The organism is Protofrankia sp. Cas3, assembly GCF_963555955.1.
Taxonomy (GTDB): domain Bacteria; phylum Actinomycetota; class Actinomycetes; order Frankiales; family Frankiaceae; genus Protofrankia.
On record NZ_CAUVXP010000167.1, the window covers coordinates 1 to 12,988 of the forward strand.

Below are 12,988 nucleotides of genomic sequence, written 5' to 3' on the forward strand. Positions count from 1 at the left end.
CGTCGACGGGCTCGTGGCCGCCGGGCCCGGCCGGCTGCCGGGCCGCGACCGGGATGCGCAGGTCTGCCGCTGCCGGCCGATGCGCCCGCAACACCATGAGGCCGGCCATGATCGCGGTCACCGCCTGACAGCCGAGACCGACGGCGGCCGTGGCGACCAGGTGACCGCCGGCGGCGGCCAAGCCGGCGGCGGTGAACACCGTACCGGCCGCGAGCACCCCCACGACATCCCGCCGGCCCGCCCCCAGGAGGTAGTTGGTAAACAGCAGCGTCACGGCAAGACAGGTCATGGCCAGTGCCAGGATCCACAGTGTCGAGGCGCCCGCGGCCAGGTGCGGGCCGAACACCGCTGACAGCACGGGTCTGGCCGCGACCACGCCTGTCCCCACCAGCAGCAGGCCGGGGGCGGCCACCCAGCCGACCGCCGCGAGCAGGGCTGTGGTGGCTGGACGACCCTGTGCCCGGCGCTGAGCCGCCTCCGGGAGCAGGAAGTTCGCCACCGCCAGACCGATGAACACCGGCACCTTGCAGGCCGTCGAAACAGCCGCGTAGGCCCCAACCTCGGCGGGGTTGAGCCAGCCGACGATGACCACATCCATGTTCTGCAGCATCGCGAGCGGCACGAGCGCGCCGAGAGCGGTTGTCGTGTCGTACCAGAGCGCGGGCATGGGTCGGGTGTCCGACATTCCCCGCGTGGTCATTCCCCGCGTAGTCCGGGCCGTAAGCCGGCGGGCATGTGCGGTGCCGCACAGAACACCGACGATCAACCCGAGACCCGCACCGTTGACTCCGAATCCGGCGAACGCCAGACCGATGATGACGACGATGCGGCCAGCACCCTCAAGTACGAAATTATAGGCGAGTTCCTGGTAGGCGCGACGCGCCTGCAACAGACCACGCTCGACCGAAAGTGAGACCCAGATCGCAGCTCCCGCGATTGCCTCGGCAATCGCGAATGGATGCGGATAAGACAGGATCGCCGCCACCTGGCCGCATACCAACAGACCGAGGACACAGGTGACAACAACCACAACCATGCCGACACTGCGCAGCCGGCGAATCCAGGACGCCCGTGCGTGTCGGGTATCACCGGGAAAAGATGTGTCCCGCTGGACCACGGCGACCTGCAAGGCCGAGCCGCCCATCGAAAGGATCAGAAAGATCCCGGTCTGAACGACCAGCGCACCATAGTTGGTGGCATTGAGTACCCGCGCGAGTACAAGGTTGACCAGGAGGTTTCCGCCGTTGACGACAACTCCGGCAACCGCGAGCGACCCGGGGCCGGCGAGGCCCCGCACGATCAGCTCACGCGCTGCGATCGCCATCCACCTTCCTCCCGCACGCTTTCGTGTCCGCCAGCGCGTCGGCGTTTTGCCGCCATTTTCCGGACGTCGTCTGCCCACGGTAGGCCAACGCCGTACCCGGCCCGCATCGGGTGCCCGCGATCTGGCACCATCGTCGCGCGGAGTACGGAGCGGTGCGGCGAGACCGTGCCGAAAACAACGGGGCAGGTTGGGGGTCGAGCTGAAGGGAGCAGACCTGGTGCCCGCAATTGCAGCACCAGCGGACGGTCGGGGCAGGCATCTGGATACGCTCGCCGGGCGTCGTGTGGTGTTTCTCAACTGGCGTGATCTTGAGCATCCTCAGGCCGGTGGCGCCGAGCTCTACTGCCAATCGGTCGCAGAACGGTTTGCCGCGGCTGGTGCGCGGGTGAGTCTGCTCACCTCCCGACCGCCCGGCACCCAACGGTCGCAGAACGTACGGGGCATCGACGTCGAGCGCTCAGGTGGGACGTTCGGGGTGTACCCGGCCGCGTTGGCTCGCCTCCTACGCGACCGGCACGACATCGACGCAGTGGTGGACTGCCAGAACGGCATCCCGTTCTTCAGCCCGCTGGTGCTGCCCGGTACCCCGGTCGTCCAGGTTGTGCACCACGTCCACCAGCGGCAGTTCCCGCTCTACTTCCCGGCGCCCGTGGCCAGGATCGGCCAGCTGATGGAGACCCCCGGCAGCCGTTGGGTGTACCGGCAGTGTCCGGTGGCCGTCGTGTCACCCTCGACCAGGGACGAAGCGTGGGAGGTCCTGAAGCTGCGCGGGCCACGTTTCATCGTGCCCGGCGGCGTCGATCTTCCGTGGGATCACGGGTCTGGCCGACCGGCGGACCGACCGACCATCGTCTGTGTGGGCCGCCTCGTCCCGCACAAGCGGCTGCACCTGCTGCTCGACGCGCTTCCCACGCTTCGCGCGGCCCACCCGGGACTGGTCGTCGACGTGGTCGGCGACGGACCGGACCGGGAACGGCTCATCCGGCACGCGGCCGGGCTCGGTCTCGGCGAGGACATTGTGCACTGGCACGGCTACGTGACGGCTATGAAACGGGACCGGCTGCTGTCGACGGCCTGGCTGACTGTCAATCCGTCCCACGGTGAAGGGTGGGGTTTGTCCGTACTGGAGGCTAATGCCCACGGTGTCCCGGCCGTGGCATTCCGCGTGCCCGGGCTACGCGATGCCGTCTGCCATGACAAAACCGGCTGGTTGGCGGATGACGCTGATGCGCTCGGACCCACGATCGACCGTGCACTTTCCGCCCTCGCGGACCCGGTCACGGCGACCCGCTGGCGCGAACGGGCCCGAGCGTGGGCCGCACGCTTCTCCTGGGACGCCACCGCCGAGCTGCTGGCCCGCATCGTGACCGCCGAGATGGACAGGCTGGACAACCGCACGCCGGGCCGCCGCCCGCGGGAGTCACGCCGCGCGGACGTCCTTGTCACCCGAGCGGAATTCCTGCTGTCGCCGAGCCAGGCACTGCCAGTCCTGCGCCGTACCGACCTGGTATATCGCAATATCCCCGAAGGCGACGGACCTTACCGGGACGGGACGCTGCGCGCCGGGGACGGCTTCGGCCACGCGGTCGCGGTGCTCTACGGTGCGGGCCTCGTCGATGCTCGTGCCGCACTCGATCGGGCCGGTGTCACCGGCCCGATCGAGGTACGGGCCGCGACCGGGGAGGACCTTCTGGTCGCCGCAGTCCGCTGTGCCCGGCCCGATGCCGTGGAAGCGGGCAGAGCCCCTGCCGCGGCCGGTTAGAGCGCCAGGGGTTCCCCGTGCCACGGCGCCGAAGCCCTCCATCACGGGTTGACCAGGTTGACCAGGTCAATCCGTGATCAGGTGCGCGGCTCGGGTACCCGGGTCAGGTCATCGAGAGCTACCCGGTAGAGCGCGGCAAAGCGCCGCACAGCCGATTGATCAAAAAGGTCACGATGATAACAGAACGCCAGGTTCAGATCGTCACCATAGCCCGTGGCAGTGATCACGAGCCCCTGTGGCAAACCCGCGAATGCAGCGAAGTACAGCGATGTGATCTGCGGAGTATCAGCACCCGATGTAAGCCGGCCAGGCAGCCGTCCGAGGTTCGTCACGCTGGCCGTCGGCATCAGTAGCGGTCGCGCAACGGTCGCGGCGACGCGCAGCAGCGCATGCCGCGCCGGGCCGGGCAGCCAGGCTGTACCGCGCAGGGCATTCCCGGTCTCCGCTGGTGGCCCTGCCGCCTTGTTGGCCGCCGTCTGCCTGCACACCGCGGCCAGCAGGGTTTCGGGGTCCCGGCGGTCCAGCGGTGTCATGGCAATCACCGCATCGCCCGTATGGTTGCCGAGGGCAACCTCCCCATCGCGGTCGCGGAGGTTGATCGGCATCCGTACCCGCAACCGCCCGGTCTCCCGCCCGGCCGCGGTGTTCCACTGCTCCACCGCAGCCGCGGCGGCTGCCAACAGAAGATCATTGACGGTGACCGTGCCACCGGTGGCAGACCGCCCGGGCTTGGGGACGGGAACCGCCATGCAGTACACGCCGTAGACGCAGGCCCGGCTGTTCGGTGATGTGCGGTTGGCACGGCCGAGGCCGGGCGCGGGGGCGATCCGCCCCTGCACCGGCTGGCGCAGCGGCGCCACGCCAGGCACGAGGCGGCTGATCCGCTCCATGGACGGGGCTGCCCGCCGACGGTGGCGCGGGAGCCCGGCGCACGCGTCGCCCCCGGCAATGCCTCCACCGGCGATGCCACCCCTGGCGGTAGCGCTCCCGGAAACACCGCCGTCCACCAGGTTGTCAACAGCTGTCCCGCGTGGACGGCGCGTCCTGGTGAGGGCACGGGGCTCCAGGGCGACACGGGGCTCCAGGACGACACAGCGCTCCAGGATCGCGTGCAGCAACATCGCCACGCTCAATCCGTCGAGAGCGACATGATGCGCGGCAACCGCGAGTGCGTCATCCTCGGGCAACCGCATGTGCAGAACCCGCACCGCAGGCACCCGGCTCAAGGCAAAAGGGCGAGAACACAGGCCGGCGAACGCATCCCAGAGGTCACCATCATCATGACCACTGGCTGTGATGATCGGAATATCGGCGACGTCCGGGAATGACCACCGCCGGCCAAGCAGGCCGGTGCGCATCCGTGCTCGCGCCATCGGATACCGGGCCGCGACACCCTGCACCGCCCTGCGCAACGTCACCAGGTCGATGGCCTCACGGGTGCGTGCGATCATGCCAACCGAAACCGGCGCCGACCGGCGATCAGAAGCCATGATCATATTTTCCAGCACCGAAAAACGCCGTTCACGAGCAGGCCGCACCGGCTCGTGCCCTGCGTGCACCGGCCCGGTCGACAGGTGGGGAGTGGATGACCCGGATCGGGGATACGGAATCAGGCTGACAAGTGGTTCCGCAACCGGCGCCGGCCGCCACGTCTCGCGGGAGTCGATTCTGACACCTTCCTTCGGCTCAGAGCGGCGAAATGTCCCCACGACACACCCCACACGACCCAGTTTCGGTCCCGTCAGGTCAGTTGACGAGATTCGGGCAGGAATAGTGGCGAAGACCTCTTTTATCGCCGGATACATCGCACGAACCGATCACCTGCGGCAGACCCGGAACAAATCCACTGGATGCGACTCTTCTCAGGTGAACCGATGAGATGCGAGAACGGCCGATTCACAGCCGGTCAAGGCTGTAATGACCTACTGGCAGGCTCGGGCGGCGTCCACTCTACATACCCGGCAACCCGATATAGGTACGCCGGATTGCCTGCGAGATTGCCTGGTCACGCAGCAACACCGCATCCAACCAGAAGAGCACATTGCCGAACACGCCCAGTCGAAAAATACACAACTAACACCCAACTGCTAAACAATATTGATGCATGATAGCCGATGATCCGCCACGCAGGATCCAGCGAAACCGAGCGTGCCCGGCACCAGAGGGGTAGATCAAGGAATCCCGAGTCCACAGCGGGGCGGACCGACCGGACCTGCCCCGCTATCGACGATCGCTCTGAGCGGGGACCGACACCGACGGGCGATCGGCTGGCCGCACGACGCGACGGACGGCCGTGGATGTGAGCACGCATGCGAACGCGCCTGCGCCGCACAGCTGGACCTGCCAGCCGAAGGCTCCCCGGCCAGAGCCCGGGAGGCTGTCGGGCGTCAGCGCCACCACCGTCACGGCAGCGCCCACGCAGCCGGCGGCAAGCCAGGACAGCCCGGTTGACCAGCGTCGAGCAACCACGACCAGCGCCGGGATTACCAGCGCAACCGGACCTGCGACCAGTGTAACCGCGCACATGCCGGCCGCGATGACACCGTAGCGGAGCTGATCTCGCACCTGCTCGGGCTGTTGCCGCCGGACCCACCGACCGGTACCCCAGCGTCGGGTACCCCAGCGACGGGTGCGCTGCCCACGCGATGCCCGGCCGGCCGGCTTGCGCAAGCCGGCCGGGAGCACCGCCAGCGCGATCAGCCCCGCGACCATGATCATGCCGACGCCGAGGTCACGACGGTACGTCTGCCCGGGCCGGTTCACGATGACAATCGTTCCGGCCACCCCGGCCGGAATGATCCATCCTTGCTGCCAGCCATCCAGTCGGATCACCGGAAGCGACACGCCGTTCACGGTCGCGGTCCACGAAGCGTTGGCGTTCTCCCGGACGGCAAGATAGCTACGCTCCCCCGCCGCGATCTCGACCGTGCGCCGCTCCGAGGTCCAGCCGGTGATCCGGGTAGCCCGAACGGGTACCGAAGGCGCCGCTAGCGCGCCGTCGACCAGGGTGAGGGAGCCAACCGCGAACGGCGCCGACCCGGGTTCGGTCGTCAGCAGATGCGGGCCCGCGCTCAAGGTGACCGTTCCACCGTCGGTGCACAGACTCATCGTGACGGACCGGGGCGCTCCGGCGTCATCCGGTCGGCCGTCGAGCCGGGTGGAATAGCGTTGTCCGTCAATGATCACCATCGGACCCGACCCACAGGGAAGGGCGACGGGCTCCGTCCCCGGCTGCCCGGGGCCTGTAGCCACGCCCGACGAGCCATCGCCACGGGCGCTCTGACCGCCGGTGCCGTCCTGGCCGCCGTCGGACATCCCGCCGGCTCCGGTCAGTAGGGGCGCGATCGGCACCGCCGCACCCCGGACGGTGAACGCAAGGGGCCGCGGTACATCAAACCGCCGGCTGAGTTGCCGCTCTTCATCATCCTCGAACGGCTGGGACGGATCGGCCCGGTTACGCGCGAACGCGTAGACGATCCGCCCGGACGCCGCGCCGGAGAACCACCGCGCCATGTCGGAGGGTGCCTCCAGATACCGCTGAAACCTGATCCCGGGAATCGTCAGTTCACGAATTCCCGCGCCCAGAAAGGGGCCCCCGCCGCCGGCAACCTGCTCGAAGCCGACCCGGAACCACCGGGTCGGACCGGTGGGCACCGCGAGCTGCTGTGCGGATTCGATCGGCTTGACCGGGGTGACCACCGAACCGGCCTGGGTGGTCACCCGCAGCGCCCGCACGGTCGGGCGGGACGGACTCTCCTCCAGCAGCTGCACCGTCAACGTCGGTACCTCGACCGTTCGCGCGACGTCGACCTGCAACCACTGCCCCGCCGAGCCCCGGTCGGTCCTCAGACTCTGCCATGCCGAACTGGGATCACCGTCCACGGCGTTCGCGGGCGCCAGGTCAGGCGCGGCCACCAACTCAAAGCCGTAGGACGACGCGGTGACCGACATCCCACCGACATAGCCGGCCGTCGTCTGGTGCCCGGCCGCCGGCCGATCGGTCCACTGATCGGGTGGCCCCGTGGCACCCGCGACGTCCTCATGCGGCCCTAGGACGTAGGACTGAGCGCCGTGGACGAGCCCGAACCGATTGTCACGGCGGGTGAATGTGTCTGTCACCACCCAGGTGGTCCGTGGGCCGACGACATCGGCCGCAGCCGGATCAGCCGCGGTGGGATCAGCCGCGGTGGGATCAGCTGCGGTGGGATCAGCTGCGGTGGGGCCAGCTGCGGTGGGGCCAGCCGTTGCGGCCAGGTCACCGGCCAACACGGCGGCCTGGTCGGGCAACACCCGCTGGGCCGCCATCTCCACGGTCGCCTCGGCACCCCCGGACACAATCAGCGCCGTAGCTGCCGGATACGCCTGCACCAGGCTGGCTCCGCCCGGGACCACCCACACCTCCAGGGCAGGCACCCGCTGCGTCGGATTACGTAGCGCCGGGACAAGCCTGGCGTTTCCCGCGGAACGGGCCGGGAGCATCGGGCCGAACCTCGCGGCCTGCTGCAGACCGGATCCGCGCAGCGCGCCGCTGATCTGCGCGGATGACGGCGGCACGTCCCAGTCCTTGTTCTGCAGATCATTGCGGACCAGCACCTGGCCGACCCCGGCCCGGGCCAGTGCCTCGGCAAGCCCTGGTGCGGATCCGAGCGTGAGCTGGCGTTCGATCCCGTCCATCCACCGGATGACGCCGGTCCCACCGAGCGGGATCAGGCTGCGAACCCCCCAGGGTGTCTGTGCCAACCACTGCATCGGCTCGTCCAACGGCCGACCCCAGCTATACTCACCGAACGCCGTTCCCGGCAGCACCAGGGTCCGGCCGCCGGCCGGATTTCGCGCCAGCCACTGCGCGGCCTGCCCCCAGTAGCCCGGAACGTTACGGAATGTACCGGTAGGAGCGATTTTACCCGCAAATGCGGGGGTCATTCCCGCAATCACGCAGACGGCGGTCACGACGACCACGACCAGACCCGGCCGCCGCGCGGCGACCCTCCGGCGCCCGACCTGCCGGCGCCCGACCGGCCGCCCACGCCGGATGAGCCGGATGATCGGGTCGCGCCGCCGGACCCCGCCAACCGCGCCACCCCGATCGGGGCGCCGCCACGAGGCCGCGACGGACAGGGCATGAGCGAGGCCGAGCGCCATCGGTAGTCGGACCACCGGCTGGAACTTGTAGACATTGCGCAGGAAGCCGAACGGAGCGCCGAACAGATCGCGGACGGTATCCGCCAAGGGACTTGCGGGTTGCCCAGGGTAGGCAGCGCAGATGGCGACGACCCCGACCCCGAACGTGAGCACCAGAAAGCGTCGGGCCGGCAGATCGGCGCGCGCGAGCCCCCAGACTCCGAGTGCCGCCACCAGACCGGATCCGAGGACCGCGGCGAAGGTGGTGACGTATTCGGACGCCGCGGGCAACCACGGACTCGGCAGACGCAGGTAGGCCATCCAGTCGCTGGCGCCCCGCAACGCCTCGCCGACCGACGTCGTGGCGGTCGTGGTGACGGCGGTCTCGGTGTAGGGAAGAAAATTGAGGCCGTACCGCCGCTGCGTCGCCAGCGCCAGGACCCACCATCCGGTCGCGAGCAGCACCGACAGGATCCACCAACCCCGAAGAGCCCAGGCCCGCCGGTCTGTTCCGGCCAGGACGAGCACGACAGCCGGGCCCAGCAGGACGTCCAGGGTGACGCTTGCGTTGACGCCGCCGGTCGCGAAGATCGCGAGCCCGGACAGTGCTGCGGCCCGCCGCGGCGACAGCCGCCGCAACGATCCGGATGAATCCCGCCGCACCGCGAGGACGAGCGGAAGGACCATCCACGGCAGCATTGCACTCCCCGTCAGCGCGACGGAGGTGGAGCCGATCTTTCCCAGGACGAACGGCGATACGGAGTAGGCAATCCCGCCGATCACCCGATGCATCCGGCCACCGACGCGCAACGTGTCCGCGAGCCGGATGACTCCCCACGAAGCGACGGTCAGTATCAGAGCCATCCACAACCGTTGGGTGACCCACGGTGGTAGGCCAAGCAGTTTCCCGCCGGCGAAGAACGACCCCATCGGGAACAGGTAGCCGACGTACTGGTTGGGGAGCAGGCCGAAGTCCGAGCTCGAATGCCACAGATGGGTGCTGGCGGCAAGAAAGGGGACCGGGTCCACCGCAAGATCGAGCTTGGTGTCCGCAGCAAGCCTGCCAGGCGCCTGGAGCAGACACAGCAGAACGAAACCGGCGGCCATCGCCGCGATGGACCACCGCGGCGTACGGCCGAGGTGGTCGGAGACCGCCACGAGTGCGCCACCCTGCGGGCCGGACGGCGACGGCGACTGCGGCGACGGCGACCGCGACCGCGACGACCACCGGACCGCCGGATTGTCTGTTCGAACGATGATCATACGACCTCGCGCGGAGCCGACGTCAGGCCGGGGTCCCGTCCACCTCCGGTCCTGGTCGACCCGGGCGTCTGTACCGAGCCACCGTCGGCAGCCAGCGCGCCCGTACCCATACCGCCCGCACCCATACCGGCCGCACCCATACTGAGCACCCGGGCGCCCGGAGTCCGGGATGCCTCCGCCTCCGGCGCTGGATGGGTGCCCGTCCCTGCCGCGGCACCCAGGCGCCTTGCCTCAGCCAGCGGCGTGGGTACCGCCTGCAGGACCACCGACGGCGCTGCCTGGCTGGTCCGCAGGTGCAGCGGCGTGGGCAGGACAGGTACCCGCCGCCGGTACCGGCGGGCCCGCATCACGTCGACCAGCATCGCCGGGGTGTGCCTGGTGACCCGAAAGGTCCCGCCGGCCATCTCCGACCAGTGCACGGGAACCTCGGCGATTCGGTAACCCATCGACCGCGCAAGCGCGAGGACCTCGACGTCGAAGCCGAAACCCGTGGACCGCGACAGGCTGAAGAGCAGCTTCGCCTCGGCATGCCGAAACGCCTTGAAGCCACACTGGGTGTCGGCGACGTCCAGTCCCGCGAGGGTCCGGGTGATTCGGTTGAACGCCCAGCTACCCATCCGCCGGCCGCTCGTGCGTAGCGCGTTGTCACCGATCCGGCGCGACCCGAGCGCAACCTCGGCATCGTTGAGCGCCGCGAGAAGCGGCGGCAGGTCGTTGAGATCCGAAGCCATATCCGCGTCCATGAACACGATCGACGCGCCCCGCGCCATCGCGACACCCGTGCGAATTGCCGTACCCTTACCGGAGTTCCACGGAAGGCTCACGACGCGTGCCCGCGGCAGCTCGCTCAACAGCCGCTCGGCAACCTCGGCAGTACGGTCGGTACTGCCGTCGTCCACAAGGATCACCTCCGCGCCGGCAAGCGTGCTCACCACAGCCACCAGACGGGGCAACGCCTCCGGGAGCCGGTGCGCCTCGTTGTAGGCGGGGATGACGATACTGACGGGAACGTGGTCCAAGAGTCACTCCCAAGCTGCGTCGGCAACGACAAGGGCGGTCGCGATCACCTGCCGATCGCGAAACACCTCGTCACGCCCGAATAGGTCCGGCCGAAGCTTCGATACGGCATCGCCGCGCCAGTGCGATCCGAGCTGCCAAATCAGTATTCACCCGGCGAGGACCGACCGACGATCCACCATTGCGCCGCCAACAGACTGGCGGCACGTGCTGGCCACGCGGGATGGACAGCAGGTATCCGTACATGCGCCCACCCATCCTTTCACCGGCCTTCCCCGAGGCCTCCGGCAACACGACACGAACCATGCCCGCAGGGATCTCGCGGCGAACGTCGTACCCGAGCCGACGACCCGCGAACGCCGCCGCCCACCCGCCGTTCGGCACCGCTTGACGCACCTACACCTCGGACATCCTCTCGCAGGCGGGGCGCCCCTCTTCGCCCGCCACCCGCACGTCACTGCGACACACATCCGACAATGACCCCTTCGTCACACCATGCCCACCGTCGGATACCGAATCGTCACCGACCGGGATGGGGGTTATCCCACCGGCGACCTTGCGTCGACAGTTGTCTGCGTATTGTCAATGAATCGTGCTGCCGTGGATGACGAGTGCTCACCGGCACGATCACGCGCCCTGACCCCACGCCGATCCCACCCTGATCGCGCCAGTCGTTCCCACCAGCGCCCCCTCCGACAGTGTTCGGACGAAAGACAATCGGAACAGGTCGGCACCCCGTTTATTCACCCAATGGTGGTACTGTCGTCGAAATGCTGAGGCTGATACCCAGCGTAATCGAACGAAAGATCTGAAACGGACTCGTAAAGTACGCAGACCGGCCGCCAACTCCCTTCGGATCTCGCCGGTGCGGGTCAATGCATTGTGCCCGAGAACCGGTTGCGAATCCTGTGTCCGGGCGATCCGCGCCCAGCCGGCCCATGCCCCCCGCACCGGGGCATTCTGGATCCCGAGGATGTCCGCGCCGGGTGGGCGTCGCACCGAACAGGAGTGATCGATGACGGAAGGCCCTGCGACAGCCACCAGCCCCGGCGACGACGGTCCGACCCCACCGAGCCCAGCCGGTTCCGGCAGCGATCCGACCGAGCGATCAGGGCGTCGGCGGGACATGGGTGATCCCGGCCTGCGTGCCCTGGTCGGCGCCGGACGCTCGCGGCTGCCGCCGGGAACGGCTATGCGAGCCCGGGACGTCGCCCGGCCCGACCTCGACGACATGGCCGAGGCTGAACGCACCGTCGTCCTTCGGCGGCGTCCATGGACCGACCCCGCCACCGCCCCCACGACCGTCCCCCGAACGCAGCGTCGAGGGTAACTCGGACCGCCCTGACGCCCGCGTCAACACCTGTTTCAATCCTTGTGTCCGGCTGGGCTGTCAGGGCACCCGGGTCAGGGCGCCAGCGGCGCGGACGTGATCGGCACCACACCAGATCGCTCGTAGGCCGCGAGCATGGTGATCCGCCGGATGTGACGTTGCTCGGCGCTGAACAGCGTCCCCAGGAACACCTCGATGAGGCCGACGGCCTCCGCAACGGTGTGCATCCGCGCACCGATACTCACGACGTTCGCGTCGTTGTGTAGCCGGGCGAGCCGGGCCGTTTCGGTATTCCAGACGAGGGCGGCGCGCACGCCGGTGACCTTGTTCGCGGCAATAGCCTCGCCGTTGCCGGACCCGCCGATGACGACACCCAGACTGCCCGGTTCGCCCACTACGGCCGCGGCTGCCGCGATCACGTACGGCGGGTAGTCATCAGCCGGGTCGTAGGCGGCCGGGCCGTGATCAACTGCCGAGTGACCCAGCTCGGCCAGCCGAGTGATCAATGAGATCTTGAGTTCGAAGCCCGCGTGGTCGGAACCGAGATGGACGCGCATGAAACGAAATGATGCCCGTCGCAGGCCGCAGTTACTCTCCCCGCTCCAATGATCTAGGAAAGACACACCTGACGGGTGACACCCGCGGGGCATCGGTCCCCGATCCTGTTCACCGGATGGTCCTTGACAGCAACAACCCGCTCACAACGGCTGACACAGACCGGGTCCGAGTAGGCGGATCAGTCGAACACGGGGCCGCTGTCCCGGGTGCGCTTGAGCTCGTAGAAGCCGGGAGTGCCCGCGACCAGCAGCACGCCGTCCCAGAGCCGGCCCGCGGCCTCGCCCTTGGGCGCCGGCGTGACGACGGGGCCGAAGAACGCCGTGTCCGCCACCGCGATCACCGGCGTGCCGACGTCCATGCCCACGCGGCTGATCCCGTCCTGATGGCTCGCCCGCAGCGCATCGTCGAACTCCTCCGATGTCGCCGCATCGGCAAGATCCGGCTCCAGGCCGACCTCGGCCAGCGCCGCCGCGAAGGTGCCGGCTTCCCACTCGGCCTTCTGCAGGTGGCGACGCCGGCCCAGCGCCGTGTACAGCGGCAGCAACACGTCCTCGCCGTGCCTCGCCGCGGCAGCCACGCAGATCCGCACCGGGCCCCACGCGCGGTCCATCAG

General features: G+C 68.8%; 7 protein-coding genes and 1 pseudogene. 2 read left to right on the forward strand and 6 right to left on the reverse strand.

Annotated features, from left to right (window positions below; all coding sequences use genetic code 11):
• Nucleotides 1-1,324, reverse strand: a 1,324-nt coding sequence (locus tag U9983_RS22975; protein ID WP_322756010.1) for a polysaccharide biosynthesis protein, incomplete at its 3' end; no start/stop codon positions are given.
• 217 nt (nt 1,325-1,541) lie between these two features.
• On the opposite strand from U9983_RS22975, the gene U9983_RS22980 reads away from it, so the two are divergent.
• Nucleotides 1,542-3,086, forward strand: coding sequence for a glycosyltransferase family 4 protein (locus U9983_RS22980; protein WP_322756011.1), 1,545 nt, complete (start codon nt 1,542-1,544; stop codon nt 3,084-3,086).
• 77 nt (nt 3,087-3,163) lie between these two features.
• Here the strand turns inward: U9983_RS22980 and U9983_RS22985 are convergent, their stop codons facing one another.
• The 3 genes from U9983_RS22985 to U9983_RS22995 form a co-directional block, all read right to left on the reverse strand.
• Nucleotides 3,164-4,537, reverse strand: coding sequence for a hypothetical protein (locus U9983_RS22985; RefSeq protein ID WP_322756012.1), 1,374 nt, complete (start codon nt 4,535-4,537; stop codon nt 3,164-3,166).
• A gap of 769 nt (nt 4,538-5,306) precedes the next feature.
• Nucleotides 5,307-9,365: an alpha-(1->3)-arabinofuranosyltransferase domain-containing protein gene (locus U9983_RS22990; RefSeq protein WP_322756013.1), complete on the reverse strand. Its 4,059-nt coding sequence runs from the start codon at nt 9,363-9,365 to the stop codon at nt 5,307-5,309.
• A gap of 101 nt (nt 9,366-9,466) precedes the next feature.
• A complete protein-coding gene (locus U9983_RS22995) occupies nt 9,467-10,489 on the reverse strand; it encodes a dolichyl-phosphate beta-glucosyltransferase (protein ID WP_322756014.1) in 1,023 nt (340 codons plus the stop codon).
• Between the two features lie 1,013 nt (nt 10,490-11,502).
• On the opposite strand from U9983_RS22995, the gene U9983_RS23000 reads away from it, so the two are divergent.
• Nucleotides 11,503-11,817: a hypothetical protein gene (locus U9983_RS23000; RefSeq protein ID WP_322756015.1), complete on the forward strand. Its 315-nt coding sequence runs from the start codon at nt 11,503-11,505 to the stop codon at nt 11,815-11,817.
• A 74-nt stretch (nt 11,818-11,891) separates the two neighbouring features.
• Here U9983_RS23000 and U9983_RS23005 read toward each other — a convergent pair whose 3' ends face one another.
• On the reverse strand, nt 11,892-12,374 hold the full coding sequence (locus tag U9983_RS23005) for a ribose-5-phosphate isomerase (protein WP_322756016.1): 483 nt from the start codon (nt 12,372-12,374) through the stop codon (nt 11,892-11,894).
• Nucleotides 12,375-12,553: 179 nt separating this feature from the next.
• A pseudogene (locus tag U9983_RS23010) lies at nt 12,554-12,988 on the reverse strand (disulfide bond formation protein DsbA); the annotation flags it as partial.